This window comes from Azospirillum oryzae, from assembly GCF_900177515.1.
Taxonomy (GTDB): domain Bacteria; phylum Pseudomonadota; class Alphaproteobacteria; order Azospirillales; family Azospirillaceae; genus Azospirillum; species Azospirillum oryzae_A.
Genome location: NZ_FXAK01000009.1, coordinates 39,322 through 54,739 on the forward strand (window position 1 = coordinate 39,322; position 15,418 = coordinate 54,739).

Annotated in this window: 16 protein-coding genes; 3 read left to right on the top strand and 13 right to left on the bottom strand. The window is 67.0% G+C overall.

The window, feature by feature from the left end; all coding sequences use genetic code 11:
• Nucleotides 1-84: 84 nt before the first annotated feature.
• From B9N97_RS28640 to B9N97_RS28655, 4 genes are all read right to left on the bottom strand, one after another.
• Nucleotides 85-1,014, bottom strand: a complete 930-nt coding sequence (locus tag B9N97_RS28640; protein WP_244560982.1) for an alpha/beta hydrolase — start codon at nt 1,012-1,014, stop codon at nt 85-87.
• Nucleotides 1,008-3,521, bottom strand: a complete 2,514-nt coding sequence (locus tag B9N97_RS28645; RefSeq protein WP_244560983.1) for a TonB-dependent siderophore receptor — start codon at nt 3,519-3,521, stop codon at nt 1,008-1,010. The genes B9N97_RS28640 and B9N97_RS28645 overlap by 7 nt, the downstream gene beginning before the upstream one ends.
• 152 nt (nt 3,522-3,673) lie before the next feature.
• The gene (locus B9N97_RS28650) at nt 3,674-4,678 is read right to left on the bottom strand and encodes a FecR family protein (protein WP_085091244.1); all 1,005 of its coding nucleotides are present in this window, start codon (nt 4,676-4,678) and stop codon (nt 3,674-3,676) included.
• Nucleotides 4,679-4,763: 85 nt separating this feature from the next.
• Entirely contained in the window at nt 4,764-5,291 is a 528-nt protein-coding gene (locus B9N97_RS28655; protein ID WP_085091779.1) for a sigma-70 family RNA polymerase sigma factor, read from the bottom strand.
• Nucleotides 5,292-5,676: 385 nt separating this feature from the next.
• Between B9N97_RS28655 and B9N97_RS28660 the strand changes: the two genes are divergently transcribed.
• Nucleotides 5,677-6,306, top strand: a complete 630-nt coding sequence (locus B9N97_RS28660) for a DUF6655 family protein (protein WP_348520101.1) — start codon at nt 5,677-5,679, stop codon at nt 6,304-6,306.
• On the opposite strand, the gene B9N97_RS28665 is transcribed toward B9N97_RS28660, so the two are convergent.
• Together B9N97_RS28665 and B9N97_RS36850 are read right to left on the bottom strand one after the other, a co-directional pair.
• Nucleotides 6,236-8,308 carry a recombinase family protein gene (locus tag B9N97_RS28665; protein WP_085084297.1) on the bottom strand — a complete coding sequence of 691 codons (2,073 nt, stop codon included), beginning with the start codon at nt 8,306-8,308 and terminating at the stop codon, nt 6,236-6,238. The two genes, B9N97_RS28660 and B9N97_RS28665, sit on opposite strands and share 71 nt — an antisense overlap.
• A complete protein-coding gene (locus tag B9N97_RS36850) occupies nt 8,295-8,426 on the bottom strand; it encodes a hypothetical protein (protein ID WP_280174737.1) in 132 nt (43 codons plus the stop codon). Before B9N97_RS36850 ends, B9N97_RS28665 begins: the two co-directional genes overlap by 14 nt.
• Here B9N97_RS36850 and B9N97_RS28670 point away from each other — a divergent pair.
• Nucleotides 8,425-8,832, top strand: a complete 408-nt coding sequence (locus tag B9N97_RS28670; protein WP_085091246.1) for a hypothetical protein — start codon at nt 8,425-8,427, stop codon at nt 8,830-8,832. The two genes, B9N97_RS36850 and B9N97_RS28670, sit on opposite strands and share 2 nt — an antisense overlap.
• Nucleotides 8,833-8,920: 88 nt before the next feature.
• Here the strand turns inward: B9N97_RS28670 and B9N97_RS28675 are convergent, their stop codons facing one another.
• The 5 genes from B9N97_RS28675 to B9N97_RS28695 all read right to left on the bottom strand — a co-directional run bounded on the left by B9N97_RS28675 (nt 8,921) and on the right by B9N97_RS28695 (nt 13,726).
• Nucleotides 8,921-9,679, bottom strand: coding sequence for an iron ABC transporter ATP-binding protein (locus B9N97_RS28675; RefSeq protein ID WP_085091247.1), 759 nt, complete (start codon nt 9,677-9,679; stop codon nt 8,921-8,923).
• Nucleotides 9,676-10,644, bottom strand: coding sequence for an iron chelate uptake ABC transporter family permease subunit (locus B9N97_RS28680; protein ID WP_085091248.1), 969 nt, complete (start codon nt 10,642-10,644; stop codon nt 9,676-9,678). Before B9N97_RS28680 ends, B9N97_RS28675 begins: the two co-directional genes overlap by 4 nt.
• Nucleotides 10,634-11,593, bottom strand: a complete 960-nt coding sequence (locus tag B9N97_RS28685) for an ABC transporter permease (protein ID WP_085091249.1) — start codon at nt 11,591-11,593, stop codon at nt 10,634-10,636. Before B9N97_RS28685 ends, B9N97_RS28680 begins: the two co-directional genes overlap by 11 nt.
• A gap of 43 nt (nt 11,594-11,636) precedes the next feature.
• On the bottom strand, nt 11,637-12,590 hold the full coding sequence (locus B9N97_RS28690; RefSeq protein ID WP_143266911.1) for a siderophore ABC transporter substrate-binding protein: 954 nt from the start codon (nt 12,588-12,590) through the stop codon (nt 11,637-11,639).
• A gap of 299 nt (nt 12,591-12,889) precedes the next feature.
• On the bottom strand, nt 12,890-13,726 hold the full coding sequence (locus tag B9N97_RS28695; RefSeq protein ID WP_085091250.1) for an IS5 family transposase: 837 nt from the start codon (nt 13,724-13,726) through the stop codon (nt 12,890-12,892).
• A gap of 154 nt (nt 13,727-13,880) precedes the next feature.
• Here B9N97_RS28695 and B9N97_RS36520 point away from each other — a divergent pair, with 154 nt between their 5' ends.
• On the top strand, nt 13,881-14,333 hold the full coding sequence (locus tag B9N97_RS36520) for a transposase (RefSeq protein ID WP_085091251.1): 453 nt from the start codon (nt 13,881-13,883) through the stop codon (nt 14,331-14,333).
• Here the strand turns inward: B9N97_RS36520 and B9N97_RS36525 are convergent.
• Complete coding sequence (locus B9N97_RS36525; protein ID WP_143266912.1) at nt 14,320-15,069, bottom strand: transposase; 750 nt, start codon at nt 15,067-15,069, stop codon at nt 14,320-14,322. The two genes, B9N97_RS36520 and B9N97_RS36525, sit on opposite strands and share 14 nt — an antisense overlap.
• A 94-nt stretch (nt 15,070-15,163) precedes the next feature.
• Nucleotides 15,164-15,340, bottom strand: coding sequence for a hypothetical protein (locus B9N97_RS28710; protein WP_208621294.1), 177 nt, complete (start codon nt 15,338-15,340; stop codon nt 15,164-15,166).
• Nucleotides 15,341-15,418 lie beyond the last annotated feature (78 nt).

Consider the following 15,418-nt stretch of genomic DNA (forward strand, 5'->3'; position numbering starts at 1 on the left):
ATAGCCGGGCGGCGCGGTGGCCTCATTGATGGCATCCCCAACCCCGACCACCTCGACCGTCTGCCGACCCGGTGAAGGCTCCGGCTAACGCCGGAGCGCCACGGCCACCGCGCGGCTGACTGCCGCTGGAATGACCGAACCATGGTTCTCGCCGGCGAAGGACACGAAGCTCACCGCCGGCCCGCGAGGACCCAGCGCCGCCAGCCGCTCCGCTAGTTCGCGGGCATTCTCCTCCAACCGCGCCTTGCGCCGCCGCTCCTCGCGCGCCGGGTCGGGCGGCTCGCCGGGCGGGGCCTGCAGTTCGTTCTCGCCCACCGTCACCAGTAGGCTGCGCGTGGCGGCGGCTGGCGGCAGAGCCTCGGTGAAGCGGCGTTCCTCGCCCAGGATGGCGCGGTCCTGCCACCAGATCGACGGGCTGGCGGCGACGAAGCGCTGGAACGCCTCGCAGCGCGTGAATAGCGCATGCAGAACGAACAGCCCGCCATAGGAATGGCCGAACAGGGTTTGGCGGCTACGGTCGACGCGGAATCGCCGCTCCACCTCCGGCTTCAGTTCGGCTTCGATGAAATCCAGGAAGGCGTCGGCCCCGCCGGACCCGGCCGGCGCGCCGGCGGCCGGTGGTGTATAGTCCCGTCCGCGCCGGGGCTGGTCGAACGCCTTATCGGTTGGATAACCGATGGCAATGACCAGGGCCGGCGGGATCCCCACCGCGGCGCCATGGCCGCCGACCACCCGCATCGCCTCGGTCGCCGTGCCGAAGATGCTGTTGCCATCCAGCAGATACAGCACCGGACAGCCTTCCGGCGACGGCGTCTCCGGCCAGGAGGCGAAGATGCGGTATGGCCGGGCCGGGTCGCCGCCGGCCATCATGTCCCACTGCACCGTGCGGGGCAGCGTCACCGCCACCGGCTCCCTGGCGGCGGCGGGACCGCACAGCATCAGGTCGGCAGCCGCAGCGGTCGCTACCGACGCGCCGATCAAGCCGCGCCGCGTCAATTTCGAATCGCTCACCATTTGTAGCGCACCCCCGCCAGTACCAGCCGCCGGTCGCCGAAGAAGCAGGCCGTCGCGCTGGAACAGCTGGACACGAATTCCTTGTCGAACAGGTTGGTGACGTTCAGCGTTAGTTCCGCTCCCGTCAGCTCCGTCTTCAGGGCGCCCAGGTCGTACCGGATCGCCGCATCGGCCAGCGTGTAACCCGGCACCTCGAAGCTGTTCACGTCGTTGCCGGCGGTCGGACCGACATAGCGGACGCCGCCGCCCAGTTCCAGCCCGGTGAGCGGGCCGCTCTGGAAGCGGTAGTTCACCCAGCCGCTCGCCATGTGGTGCGGCACCTGCGGCACACGGTTGCCGGTGACGCCGGCAGTGTTGGACTTGGTCACCTCGGCGTCGATGTAGCTGTATGCACCGATCAGGTCCAGGCTGCTGGTCAGGCTCGCCCGCCCCTCCAGCTCGATGCCGCGGGAGCGAATCTCGCCGGTCTGGACGCTGTAGAGATTGTTCAGCGGATCGACGGTCAGCACGTTGCGCTGGCGGATGGAATATCCGGCCAGCTGGATGAAGCTGTTCATACCCGGCGGCTGATACTTGACGCCGGCCTCATACTGCTCGCCCTTGGTCGGGCTGAAGGCGCTGCCGCCGCGTGCCGGTGAATAGCTGCCGGAGTTCGGCAGGAAGCTGGTGGAGTAGTTGACGTAGGGCGTGATGCCGTTGTCGAACAGATAGAGCAGCCCAGCCCGCCAGGTGAAGGCGTTGTCCGACTGGCTGGTCCGGCTGTTGTTGGAGGTCAGCACCGTCGTCTCGCTGTCGGCACGGTCGTGGCGCACGCCGACGGTCAGGCGCCAGTTCTCGTAGGCGACCTGATCCTGGGCGTAGAAGCCCAGCTGCGTCTGGATCTGGCGCGTTGTCTGCACGCTGCGCGCGGTGGGATAGCTGTAGCCGTAGACCGGGTTGAAGATGTCCAGCGTCGGCACGGTCACGCCGGTGAACTGGCCCAGATCGCGGCGGGCGAAGCCACGCGACCAGTCGGTGCCGAACAGCAGCGTGTGGTCGACCGGCCCGGTCATCACCGTGGCCTGCGCCTGGTTGTCGATCGCCACGGTGTTGGCCATGTCGTTGACGTCGCTGATCGACCGGTTGGCCGTGCGCTGGTTGGCCTGCAGCGACGAGAAGGAGATGGCGTTGAAGGACGAGTTGAGGTGGTTGTAGCGGGCGTTCTGCCGCAGGGTCCACACGTCGCTCAGCCGGTGTTCGAACTGATAGCCGATGGACGCGGAGTTGCGCGTGTAATTGTCGTAAGCCGGGTCGCCGGCATAGAAGCTTGAGCTGAGCTTGCCGTTGCGGTTGGGCAGCACGGTGCCCACGGCCGGCGCGAAATTGTAGAAGCCACCCTCAGGATCCCGCTGATAGCTGGCGAGCACGGTCAGGCTGGTTTCGGACGTCGGCCTCCAGGTGATGGCCGGTGCGATGGCGATGCGGTCGTCGTCCACATCGTCGAACTGCGTGCCCGATTTGCGGCCGATGCCGGTCAGGCGATACAGGAACTGTCCATCCTCCGTCAGCTTGCCGCCGGTATCGAACATGGTCTGCAGCCGGTTGTTGCTGCCGGCCTCCACCCGCACCTCGTGCGTGGCGGTTTCGGTCGGGCGCCGGCTGACCAGATTGACGATGCCGCCCGAGCCCGCCTGCCCATAGAGGACGGAGGCCGGACCGCGCAGGATCTCGATGCGCTCCAGCAGCCAGGGATCGACGGTCGGGATGGCGTAGGAGATGCTGCGCTGCTGCCGCAGCCCGTCCAGGAAGTTGACATAGGCCGCACCGGCGCCCTGCCCGCCGAAGCCGCGCACGAACACGCTGTCATAGCGGGCGCTGGGCCGCACCTCCGCCAGGACGCCGGGGGTGTAGCGCAGGGTCTGCGACACCGTCTGCGATCCCTGGTCGTCCATCTGGTCGCGCGTCACCACGCTGACCGACTGCGGCGATTCGATCAGCGGCGTGTCGGTCTTGGTGCCGGTGGTGGTCACCCCCGCGACATAGCCGTCCACCGGCTGCCAGCTCCGCCAAGCGGTGGCCTGGACATTGACCTCCGGCAGTTGGATGGCGCTGCCCGCATCGCCGGACACCGGTGGCGTCGGCAGCAGCGTCACCGTGCCGGCATCGGTGTAGCGCCAGGTCAGGCCGGTGCCCTGCAGCAGCTTCGGCAGCGCCTGATCCACCGACAGCCGCCCGCTGACCCCTGGCGACCGCAGGTTCGCCGTCATGTCGGAGCTGTAGAGAAGCTGGATGCCGGCCTTGCTGGCGAAATCGGTCAGCGCGGTGGACAGCGGCTGCGCCGGGATGTCGTACTGGCGGGCATCGCTCACCGCGGCCGGCTGGGCGTGCGCCGCGCCGCCGCCCACCGCCACGCCGGCCATGGTCGCCAGCAGCAGGACGCGCAGGGTCTTGCCGGGAAAGTAATGCCGCAGGGAATGTCGCAGCGGAAGCAGGCCCCTGCCCCCCGCCGTGCGGATGTCGCTCGCCATCGTCGTCTCTTCGATCTCCAATCGATCCCGCCGCCCGTTGCCAAGGCCAAGCCGGGATCCTCCTGATTGATAAGACCGGCGGTGGCGCGAAACCCCTGACGTCGGTTTTGACGATTTTGCGAATTATTCTCAGAGGATGTTCTGAGAGACGCTCACCCCTCTTGCCCGGTCAGGACGGCGAAGTAGCCGGCGATGCGGTGGACGCGGATGGGCAGCACCTGTTCGATGGCGGACAGGGCGCGGTCGGGATCGCGGATGTCGAAGACGCCGGTGACCCGCCGCTCCCCCAGTTTGGAATCGAGCAGGATGATGGGTCCCGGCCGGTAGCGGTTCAGTTCCCCCACCACCTCGCTGAGGCTGCGATCGTCGAAGACCACGCGGCCGTCGCGCCATGCCGTGAGGCGGGCGACGTTCAGTCCGGTCTCGCGCACCGGACAGGCGCCCTGCTCATAGCGCGCGGTCTCCCCCGCGGTCAGGCGGACGCCGTCCTCCGCCGACGCCATGCCGGCCGGGCAATGGACTTCGACCGTGCCCTCCTCCACCGCCACGCGGGTGGAGCCGTCCATCCGACGCACGGCGAAGCGCGTGCCGACAACGCGGGTGACCGCACCCATCGCCGTCACTTCGAAGGGGCGGCTGCGGTCGGACGTGACCGTGAAGAAGGCCTCGCCCCGGCGAAGGGTCACGCGGCGGCTCGAACCGCTGAAATCGACCGCAATGGCACTGTCGGTGTTGAGCTGGACCTGCGATCCATCGACCAGCGTCACGGTCCGCCACTCCCCCGCCGCGGTGCTGTGGTCGCTTCCCAACCGGTCCAGCGTCGCCGGGCCGAAGAGCGCCGCAACCGCGAGGCTCGCGGCCATCAACGCCAGCGGGGCGATACGGCGGCTGACGGAGGGACGGGCGGCAGCATTCCGGCGCATCGGCAGAACGGAATCCGTCGGGCGCGGGTCGGGCATCGCGTCCAGCGCGCTCCACACCGCGCGCAGGCCGTCCAAGGCGGCACGGTGCTGCGGATTGGCGGCGAGCCACGCCTCGGTATCGCGCCGTTCGGCATCCGTCACCGCATCGGACTGCAGGCGTACGAGACGCCGCGCCGCCTCTTCGGTGAGGGCATCCGGTGCGGTTCCCGATGCGCTTCTGTGTTCGGAGGTCATCGCCTGTTCCTGACGCTCGCTGGACCCATACCGTATCGGACCTGGGAAGGCGCTTCCTCCCTGACGTCCAAAGGGGGATTACCCCCTACGGTTGGTCGCCTGTGCCGTCGCCCAGCCTCTGCCGGCAATGCAGCAGCGCCTTGATGATGTGCTTTTCCACCATGTTGCGCGAAATTCCAAGGCGATTCGCAATGTCGCCGTGGCTCAACCCGTCGACCTTGTTGAGCAGGAAGACCTCGCGGCAACGCGGCGGCAGTTCGTCCACCACCGCCTGCATCAGGCGCACCCGCTGGCGGGCAGCGGCGGCATCGTCCGGCCGCACCGTCTCGGCCGCGCCGGCCGGGTCGGGCAGGCAATCGGGCAGGTCGCCGGCCGCGCGCTGCTCCTCCGCCCGGCGGGCGCGGGCCAGGTCGGCCGCGACATTAGCGGCGGCGGCATACAGGTAGGACGTCTCATGGCTGATCGGTCCCGACCCGGCGAAGCGCAGCAGGCGCAGATAGACCTCCTGCGCGGCATCGGCCGCACTTTCCCGACAGCCCAGCCGGCGGACGAGGAAGCGCAGAAGACCCGAGTTGTGCTGCCGGAAGAGGCCATCGACCAACAGGCGGCGCATGGGGGAGGCCATATCGGAAGCCCGGTTGGATGCCATGTCCGTCCAGAATGGGTTGGGGCCAATGGGTTGGGGCTAGGTTCAGGGAGCCGGGGATGGAAACGGGAAAAGCCCGTCCGTCGCTGATAGCAGTATTGCGAATGATTATCAATATCGATGCTGCGCGGGAAGCGCCGATTTCCATTGATCCCTGACCTTCGCGCAAGGTCGTGCCCCGCGGGCTTGCTCCGAGCGCATAGCGCCGGACCTGAACATTTGCACCGTTGACCGCGACGGAGGCGTCGGTCTGGATAGGCCGCTTCAGGTGGCTCCCTGCTGCGCACGCGGCCACCGGTGGCAAAGGCCAGGGAAAGGCATAATGTTCGGCAGACGGGTCACTTCGTTTCACATGCCACGATTGGGAAAGAACAGGGCGCTGCACCGTCCATACCGGAACTCCGCCTTTCTTCTATTCGCCGCCGTCGGATTTGGTCTCGCCGGATGCTCCACCGCGCATGTGACGACGCCTGCCCGTTCCGCCACCGAACAGCTTCTGATCTCCACCGCCGCGGATCAGGCGGCGGAGCGTCTGGCCGGCCGGCTGGCGGTGAAGGGCAGCGTCTATGTCGATGCCAGCGGCGTCGAGGGCTACGACACCAAATACGCCGTCTTCGCCGTCCGCGACGCCTTGCTGCGCCATGGCGCTGCCATGGCCCAGACGCGCGACGCCGCGGCCACCGTCGTGGAACTGCGGGTCGGCGCCCTGTCGGTGGACAGCGAAAGCTCGCTTCTCGGCATTCCCAGCATCGACATTCCGATGCCCGTCAGCGGCACTTCCTCCACCCCGGAGATCTCGCTGTTCAAGAAGGAGCTGACCCAGGGCGTCGCCAAGATCGCCGCCACCGCCTATGACAAGAACACCGGCGCTCTGGTCTCCTCCGATGATGCGTTCATTATGCCCCTCTTCTTCAAGTGTCTGGAAACATTGAAAGTTGATCCTCGGAAGCGAGGCGACACGGTTCTCCCTTCCGCCCGATAGCGGTAAGAACCCGTTGCTCCCGAAGGTCGGAGGCGCGGATCTGGTAGGGAGCGCCGGGCACGACCTGCTCGGCGACGATCAGCCCGGCATTGATGAGCCGGACAAGGCGGTGGCGCGAGATGCCGAGCGCTGCGGCGGCCTCGTACTGGGTCAGCCATTCGCCATCCTTCTCGGCCGACCGGTAGGCGCGGATGCCATGGACCCGGCGCAACGAGCTGACACGGTGCCCAGTCCAGGATTTCCCCTGCCCGGTGCGCATGCCCATCCGGTTCAGCTGCGCGGCGATGTCCGCATCCGACCAGCGCGTCGCCATGCTGCGGATCACCGCCATCGCTTCCTCCGGCGTTCGGCAACCGTGCTCCCCGGTTTGCGGCTTGATGAGACGCAGCTGCGAGTGTTGGCCCCCGCGCCAATGGATGGTGAGGATGACCTCGCGCGCCGCCTCGTCGACGTCGGCGATGATGTTGACGATCAACGTCCGCAGTAGCCGTTGACGCGCCCTGGTGGTCACCCCCGGCGCGTTCCAGGCGGCCTGCAGGTCGTCCGCCAGCCCGGCGAAGTCCGGCGCCGCGGGAGCCGGAACGGGAGCTGACACGGACGCGATCCGCGCTTCGCACGCCTCGACACGCTGAAGCGCCGCCTCCCAGTTCTTTTCCAGCTGCGCGGCGATCAGCCGGTTGTCGGGATCGCAGGCGGCATAGCGCCGTTCCGCAAGCGTCGCCTCATAGCGCGCCTTCTGAAGATCCAGCTCCGCCATCCGCCGTCGTTCGGTCTGGTGCTCCATATGCCTCCGCTCAGCTTCCAGCGCGGCCTCGATCGCCATCGGCTCGACGGCTCGCAAAAGTTCGCCGGCGACCGCCTCGTCCACCCGGGAACTTCCGAACCCAAGGCATCGTGGCAGCCCGAGCATCTGGTTCGGGCGGTCGCAGCGATAGCCGGCTTGGCTCGGGCTGCGGCCACGGTAGTACACCGTCAGCCGCCGCCCGCACCGCGCACAGTTCAGGACGCCGACCAGCAAGGCGCGCCCGCCGCGTCCCGACTTCGCGCCGCCGACCCGGCCGTAGGCGTTGGCGGCGAGCAGCGTCTGGTTGCGCTCAAACTCGTCCCAGTCCACGTAGGCCTCGTGGTGATCCTTCAGCAGAACCTCCCACTCTTCAAGCGGCTTGCCGTGGCCATAGCTCTTCCGCGCCCGCCCTTCGACGATTTCGGTGCGGTGCTGGCTCTTTCCGTAAACGTAGGCGCCGGCATAGAAGGGGTTCTTGAGCACGCTGATGACGTTGCGGTAGCGGATCGGCGTCCAGTCGAAGCTGATCAGTCTCTTCCCGTCGGACGGCCGCGGAAAGCAGACTCCTTCCGCTGCCAGCGACAGCAGGACCTGGCGCGCGCTGCCCAGCTCCCGGAAGCGGGCGAAGACGAGGCGGATCGCTTCCTGGACCCGCAGATCGGGATCGAAGCCCAGACCGATCTCCCGGTGCCAGACATAGCCGATCGGCACGCTGATGCGCAGTTCGCCCCGCCGCGCCTTGCTGCGGGCGGCATCGAGCATCCGGGTCCGCAGCACTCCCAGCTCGAACTCGCTCATGCTGCCCTTCATGCCCAGCAGCAGCCGATCGTTCGGCCGCCCCGGATCGTAGACGCCGTCGAGGTCGATCACCCTGGCCTCGACGAGCCCGCAGAGTTCGAGCAGGTGGTGCCAGTCCCGGCCGTTGCGGGCGAGCCGGGAGGCGTCGAGGCACAGCACGGCGCCGATCTCACCGGCACAGAGCGACGCCACCAGCCGCTCGAACCCGGGCCGCGCCGTGGTACCGCTGGCCGAGCGTCCCAGATCGTCGTCGATCACCTCGACCCGGAGGAACCCACGGCGCTTGGCCGCGTCGACGAGTTCGTACTGCCGGCGCTTGCTCTCCAGGTTGGTCTGGACCTGCGCCGGGGAGGACTGGCGGACGTAGACCACGGCCTTGCGCTTGAGCACCGACGGCGGCAGGAGATCAGGGTTCGCCATCGTCACGCTCCCCGGTTCCGGCACCTGCGGCTTCCATTAGGAGAAGGGCCAATTGCACCACCGCCGCGGCGCGGTCGGCCGGGCTGATCGTCCGCAGCCTTGCGGTGTCGAAGGCCATGCTGAACTGGCGCCGGGTCTTGACCCGTCGTGTTGATGCTGACGGCATTTTCATGTCGCTCCTCCGGGACGATGATCGGATCGCCTGGAGAGCTTCGCCTGAATCCGCCGTCGCTCAGCTGACGCTGAAGGTTGATGAGCGCTTCCACCGCGATCCGCGGCGTACCGAGTTCCATGCCAGCGCAGATGACAGGGTCCAGCATCCATTCCGGCAGCACCGTGATGATGCCGGGTGCCGCCTCGACGAAAACCAGACGGCCGATGGCGCGCGCCTCGCTCCACATCACCCGGACGCGACGGCCATGCAGCGGATGCCAGCGGTAATGGACGTCAACATCCTGCCCGGCATGGGCACAATGGACGGGCGATGCCAGCGGGCCGCAATACGGCTTCTCCAACCGGGCTGAGTGGGTGCTGCTGCTGATGCTCAGTTGGGACACCAACGACCTGCTGCCGCCCGACACCCGCCCCGATCCCAAACCCTGGGACGATTAGTTAGCGGAAATACAGCGCCACGCGCTTGCCGTCGATCTCGTGGATGTTTGCCTCCACGCCATAGACGTCGCGGATGACGCAAGGGGTGATGATGTCCTCCGGCGGGCCCTGATGGGCGATGCGGCCGTTGCGCATCGCGACGATCCGGTCCGAATAGCAGGAGGCGAAGTTGATGTCGTGCAGCACCAGGATGATGGTCTTGCGGAACTCGTCGGCAGTGCGGCGGAACAGCTTCATCATCGCCACCGCATGCTTGACGTCCAGGTTGTTCAGCGGCTCGTCCAGCAGGACATAGTCGGTGTCCTGGCACAGCACCATGGCGATGAAGGCGCGCTGGCGCTGGCCGCCCGACAGCTCGTCCAGGAAGCGGTGTGCGACCGCCTCCAGTTCCAGATAGCGGATGACCCGCTCGATATGGCCCTGGTCCTCCACCGTCAGCCGGCCCTTGCTGTGGGGATAGCGACCGAAGGCGATCAGGTCGCGCACGGTCAGGCGCGCCGTCATCTGGTTGTCCTGCCGCAGGATCGACAGGTGTCGCGCCAGCACGTCGCCGGGCGTCGTCGTAACGTCCATGCCCTCCACCGTCACCGTACCGGCAGGCACCGGCAGCAGGCGGCTGATCATCGACAGCAGGGTCGATTTGCCTGCTCCGTTCGCCCCGATCAGCGAGATGACGCCGCCGGCCGGCAGCGTGATCGACACGTCGTCGACCACGAGCGTTTCGCCGTAGGACTTGCTGGCATTCCGGACCTCGATCATCGGGCCGCTCTCCGCACAAGGATGATCAGGAAGACGATTCCGCCCAGGAACTCGATGACGATGCTGAGCGCGCCGTTGAAGCCCAGCAGCCGTTCCAGGACGAGTTGGCCGCTCATCAGCACCAGGATGGCGACCAGTGCCGCCACCGGCAGGATCAGCCGGTGACGGTGCGTGTCGACGAGCAGGTAGGCCAGATTGGCGACAAGCAGGCCGAAGAAGGTGACCGGACCGACCAGCGCGGTGGAGACGGCCACCAGGATCGACACCGTCACCAGCATCTGCATCACCTCACGCCGGTGATCGACGCCCAGATTGATGGCGGCGTCGCGTCCCAACGCCAGCACGTCCAGAACGCCGGCCTTGCGCCACACCACCACTGACACCGCCAGCACGACGAGCGCCGACACCGCCAGAAGCTGGGCGTCCACCCGGTTGAAGCTGGCGAACAGCCTGTCCTGCACCACCAGGAACTCGTTGGGGTCGATCACCCGCTGCAGGAAGCCGGACAGGCTGCGGAACAGCACGCCGAAGACGATGCCGACCAGCATCAGGAGGTGAAGGCCGCGCAGGCTTCCTGAGAACAGCCAGCGATAGAGCAGCCAGGAAAAGGCCACCATCGCCGCGACCTCGATTCCGAAGCGCAGGCGCGGGTCGAAGCCGGCCACCGCGGCGGATCCCAGCTGGAACACCAGCACCGTCTGGATCAGCCGGTAGAGAGCGTCGAACCCCATGATCGACGGGGTCAGGATACGGTTGTTGGTGATGGTCTGGAACAGCACGGTGGACATGGCAATGGCATAGCCGACCAGCACCATCGCCGCGACCTTGGTGCCGCGGAAGGTCAGGATGAAGCTCCAGCTTCCCTTGGCGCCGACGGTCAGGAACAGGACGATGGACGCGGCCGCCAGCCCGCCCAGGCCTGCGATCAGGACGGCCGGAGGCAGCGAACGGCGATCAGGCGGCATGGCGGTTCTTCCGCAGAAGCAGGTAAAGGAAAATCGCGCTGCCGACGATGCCCATGGTCGTCCCGATCGGAATCTCGTAGGGACGGATCACCAGCCGGCCGGCGATGTCGCAGGCCAGCACCAGTCCGGCACCGAACAGCGCCACCCAGGGCAGCGAGAGGCGCATGTTGTCGCCGCGCATCAGGCTGATCAGATTGGGAACGATCAGACCGAGGAACGGGATCATGCCGCAGGTGGCGATCACCGCCGCCGTCACCAGCGACACGATGATCAGCCCAAGCGACACCACGCGCCGATGGTTCAGGCCCAGGTTGGTGGTGAAATCCTCCCCCAGCCCGGCGACGGTGAAGCGGTCCGCCGCGGCATAGGCGACCGCGGTCAGCGCGGCGCCGATCCACAGCAGTTCGTAGCGCCCGCGCAGCACGCCGGAGAAGTCGCCGGTCTCCCACGCCCGCACCGACTGCAGCATGTCGAAGCGGTAGGCGACGAACTCCGTCGAGGCGGTGATGACCGCCCCCAGCATGATGCCGACCAGCGGCACGATCAGCGGCGAGCGCAACGGCATCCGCCGCAGGATGCCCAGGAACAGCACGGTTCCGGCCAGTGCGCAGACGCCCGCCACCAGCATCCGGCCCAACATCGCCGTTTCCGGCGCCAGCAGCGTCACCATCAGCATGCCGAACACCGCCGATTCCGCGGTCCCGGCGGTGGACGGCTCCACGAACTTGTTGCGGGCGAGCATCTGCAGGATCAGGCCCGACACCGCCATGCCGGCTCCGGCCAGGACCAGGGCAAACGTGCGCGGGATGCGGCTGACCAGCAGCACCTGCGTCGCCTCGTCCGAGGAGCCGCTCAGAATCGTGCCGATCGTCACGTCGCTGACGCCGACGAACAGGCTGGCTGCCGCCAGCGCGATGACGCCGGCGGCAGCCAGAACAAGCCCTCTCATGCCGGCGACCCACCGCCGGCAGCGATTGCGAAGGCGGACTTGGTCACGCCTTTCTCGTCAGGGCCGCCTTGATGTCGTCGGCATCCTGCTGCATGGCGGTCAGCCCGCCGCCGATCAGGTACCAGTTCGCCGCGTTCAGATAGACCACCTGCCCCTTCTGCCATGCGGTGGTCCGGCGCACGATCTCGTTGTCCAGCAGTTGCTTCGCCGACTGGCCTTCCCGCCCTATGGCGGAATCGCGGTCGATCACGAATAGCCAGTCCGGATTGGTCTGCAGGATGAACTCAAAATTGATCACCTGCCCGTGGTTGGAGGTGTCGAGCTTCTCGGCCGCCGGCACCACGCCATATTCGGTGTGGAGCACGCCGAAGCGCGACCCCGGACCATAGGCGCTGATCTTGCCGCCGGTGGTCAGGATCAGCAGGCCCTTGCCCGCCCCGCCCGCGATCGACTTAACCTCGGCGACCGACGCGCGCAGCTTGTCGGCACGGGTCTTCACCTCGGCGCTCTTGCCGAAGATGCGGCCTAGGATGTCGGCGTTCTCCAGCGCGCTGTCGAAGAAGCGCTCGGGCTTCACCGTCAGGTCGATGGTGGGGGCGATGGCCGACAGCTCGGCGTATTTCGGGGCGGACCGGCCGCCGACGATGATCAGGTCGGGCTGGGCGGCGTTCACCTCTTCGTAGTCCGGCTCGAACAGCGTGCCGATCTTGACATGGCCCGGGCCGTCGTACTTGGCGAGATAGGCGGGCTTCAGCCCGGTCGGCACGCCCGCCACCGGAATGCCCAGCGCATCCAGTGTGTCGAGCGACGCCATGTCGAAGCACAGGACCTTATTCACCGCCTTAGGCAGCTTCGTCTCGCCCTGGGAATGGCGAATGGTGCCAGCGGCGGCGGTCTGGCTGAATGCCGCGCGCGGCATGAGGAGGGGCGTCAAGCCGGAAACCCCGATCGCCAGGCCTGCCGTCAACAGATCCCTGCGGCGCGTCACGATGGTCATCACAACTCCCAAGATTATCCAGAGTGCGCCGGACCTGCGGGCGCCGGCAGACGCCTGAGCGTTTTGGCGCATGACAGGCCCGGACCGGGCAGAAAGGACCGACGCGCCCCCCGGGCCGGTCCGCCGACGCATGCTAACGATTATAATTATCATTTGCAAAACTTCTGTTTGGACTGATGCAATGCACCCGGGGTTTGGCAGCGGTTCCGGCAGATTTCGCGCCAGCTTGATCGTCGTGCCGGCGCGACGCTGTTGCATGGAGGCAGCAAAAGCTGATGCCGGCGGGTTGGTGTCCCTGATCACACAAGGCGGACAGAGTCCGGGTGTCCGAGGTGGAGCATGCAGTTCAGGACGAGGACGGCAACCGCGATCTCGGTTTGTTGTCGATCGTCGGTGTGGAAGCGTAGGCCATCTCCGATCACGTGTTTGTAGCGACTAAAGAAGGCTTCCACGAGCGCGCGCACGTTGTAGCCGGACGTCGCCTGCCAAACCATGCGACCACCGTCTGCGATGGCCTGCAGATGCCGATCCCGCAGTGTTTGGTTAGCCTGCGCGTTGTCGCTCGGCACCGCCGTGGAGCGTGGCGGCACGCCCACGACCGCTCCCGGATGCCGTTTGGCCGCGGTCTCATAGACGCCTCTCTGGTCGTAGGCGCCATCGGCGATGACGGCATCGAGGGGCTCGGCGATCTGCTCCAGCAGTGGGCCGACTTGTGAGGCGTCATCCACATCATGGGCGGTCAGGGTCGCGGCGACGATGCGCCCAATGGCGGCATTCAGGCCGACGTGCAGTTTGCGCCAGACGCGGCGCCGGCGCGCGCCGTGCGGCTCGACCAGCCAGTCACCGGGCCCGCACAGCTTCACGCCGTTACTGTCAACCAGCAGACGGACCGGCTCCGTGGATTTTGCCGGCGGGGTCAGGAACGTGACGGTCTTGGCCCGACGACTGAGCGCCGAATGATCTGGCACCGCCAGATCGAGCCCGCGCAACCGGATGATGGAGGCGAGCAGCCCCCCCGTTTGCCGCAAAGCCAAGCGGTACACCGCGCGCAGCATCAACGCCATGAGGATCGCCAAGTGGAAGCAGGTGCGCTGCCCGCCCGGCGTGGCTCGGCTCGGCTCGGCTCGGCGCTCCACTGCTCCACGGCCTCATCGCTGAGAACTTGTTCGTAGCAGGCACGTCCCGGTTGGCGCTGAGCGGGATGCTACTTTAAGCTGAGTAGGAGTGGTGCGGCAGGGCGCGGTCTGGTAGGTCTGAGGCCCTCGTTCTGACTGCCTGGATCCGCACTCTATGGGCACTGCCGTTCGTCCCGCAAGCACCACGTCGGCGTCCTGGGATGCGTTCTGGGATGTCGATGCTTTTGTCGATGAGGTGCTCAGCGAGCTGACAGCGATGGCGGCCGACGGCAGTCGCCCAACCCGTTCCGGGCCGAAGCCGGCGCTCACGGGAGCAGCGTTGCGCAAGGCGATCATGGCAATCTGGTGCGTGTGCTTTTGCGGCATGCGATGGCGCGCCATCGGTCAGCTCACCGGCATTCCGTTCGGTACGTTGTACACCCTGTTCGCCCGCTGGACCCGGCTCGGACTGTGGCGGCGCTTAGAACCTGTTCGTAGACGTCATGCGCTGATCTCCTGGGGCGTGAGCCGCTGCAGGCGCCTGGAGAGGATGGAAATGAAGGCGATTTCGACGAACGCGACGAGGTGCTCCTTTGTCCGCTCGACGATGGTATTCAATCGTTGGTAACGGCTGATCCAGCTGAAGGAGCGCTCCACGACCCAGGCGATCTCGGTAGGGATGAACACCCCGTCACGGCCGCGGACGACCGGCCGGACGGTGATGCCGAGCGCTTCCGCGGCTTTGGCCAAGCGTTCACCCCGATAACCGAGATCGCCGATGGCGGGACCTTGGAACCCGCAGCCAGCGAGTTGGCGCAGTACCGGTACAATGCCCATGGTGTCGTGCACGTTGGCCGGCATGGGTCGATCGCCAGTGGGAGGGCGTACTTCTCCACCGCGATGCTGACCTTCACGCCGCGGATCTTCTTGCCGCCATCCACGCCCCGCGCAAAACAACTCGGGGCCGAGGGGCAGGTGCGGCTGTCGATCACCACCGTGCTCGGCTCGGCCGTGTCGCCGCAGGCCATGCGCCACGTGCGGCGCAGCCGGTCGAGTACGCCCCGCCACAGCCCGAGCCGGGTCCAGCGGGCGAACAGGGTGTACAACGTACCGAACGGAATGCCGGTGAGCTGACCGATGGCGCGCCATCGCATGCCGCAAAAGCACACGCACCAGATTGCCATGATCGCCTTGCGCAACGCTGCTCCCGTGAGCGCCGGCTTCGGCCCGGAACGGGTTGGGCGACTGCCGTCGGCCGCCATCGCTGTCAGCTCGCTGAGCACCTCATCGACAAAAGCATCGACATCCCAGAACGCATCCCAGGACGCCGACGTGGTGCTTGCGGGACGAACGGCAGTGCCCATAGAGTGCGGATCCAGGCAGTCAGAACGAGGGCCTCAGACCTACCAGACCGCGCCCTGCCGCACCACTCCTACTCAGCTTAAAGTAGCATCCCGCTCAGCGCCAGCCGGGACGTGCCTGCCACCAACAAGCTCTGACTTCGATACCGCGAGCCGCCAGGATCAGCTCGACCTCGCGCAGGCTCAGGCTGAAGCAATGGTACAGCCATACGGCCTCGTTGATGATCGCCGCCGGAAAGCGGAAGCCGCGGTACGGGTTGATGGGCGTGCTCATGACCGGAAGCCTGCCAAGGACAGGGCGAGCTCGTCAACCTGACAGCACCCCGCGCCTGCCCTCTTCATAGTCGAGAAC

Bases quoted from the DNA above. Each gene is read 5' to 3' on its own strand.
- B9N97_RS28690 (WP_143266911.1), bottom strand. From the start codon at position 12,590: ATGACCATCGTGACGCGCCGCAGGGATCTGTTGACGGCAGGCCTGGCG.
- B9N97_RS28675 (WP_085091247.1), bottom strand. From the start codon at position 9,679: ATGATCGAGGTCCGGAATGCCAGCAAGTCCTACGGCGAAACGCTCGTG.
- B9N97_RS28640 (WP_244560982.1), bottom strand. From the start codon at position 1,014: ATGGTGAGCGATTCGAAATTGACGCGGCGCGGCTTGATCGGCGCGTCG.
- B9N97_RS28650 (WP_085091244.1), bottom strand. From the start codon at position 4,678: ATGACCTCCGAACACAGAAGCGCATCGGGAACCGCACCGGATGCCCTC.
- B9N97_RS28685 (WP_085091249.1), bottom strand. From the start codon at position 11,593: ATGAGAGGGCTTGTTCTGGCTGCCGCCGGCGTCATCGCGCTGGCGGCA.
- B9N97_RS28655 (WP_085091779.1), bottom strand. From the start codon at position 5,291: ATGCGCCGCCTGTTGGTCGATGGCCTCTTCCGGCAGCACAACTCGGGT.
- B9N97_RS28710 (WP_208621294.1), bottom strand. From the start codon at position 15,340: ATGAGCACGCCCATCAACCCGTACCGCGGCTTCCGCTTTCCGGCGGCG.
- B9N97_RS36525 (WP_143266912.1), bottom strand. From the start codon at position 15,069: ATGGGCACTGCCGTTCGTCCCGCAAGCACCACGTCGGCGTCCTGGGAT.
- B9N97_RS36520 (WP_085091251.1), top strand. From the start codon at position 13,881: ATGGGCACTGCCGTTCGTCCCGCAAGCACCACGTCGGCGTCCTGGGAT.
- B9N97_RS28645 (WP_244560983.1), bottom strand. From the start codon at position 3,521: ATGGCGAGCGACATCCGCACGGCGGGGGGCAGGGGCCTGCTTCCGCTG.
- B9N97_RS28665 (WP_085084297.1), bottom strand. From the start codon at position 8,308: ATGGCGAACCCTGATCTCCTGCCGCCGTCGGTGCTCAAGCGCAAGGCC.
- B9N97_RS28680 (WP_085091248.1), bottom strand. From the start codon at position 10,644: ATGCCGCCTGATCGCCGTTCGCTGCCTCCGGCCGTCCTGATCGCAGGC.
- B9N97_RS28670 (WP_085091246.1), top strand. From the start codon at position 8,425: ATGCTGAACTGGCGCCGGGTCTTGACCCGTCGTGTTGATGCTGACGGC.
- B9N97_RS28660 (WP_348520101.1), top strand. From the start codon at position 5,677: ATGCCACGATTGGGAAAGAACAGGGCGCTGCACCGTCCATACCGGAAC.
- B9N97_RS36850 (WP_280174737.1), bottom strand. From the start codon at position 8,426: ATGGCCTTCGACACCGCAAGGCTGCGGACGATCAGCCCGGCCGACCGC.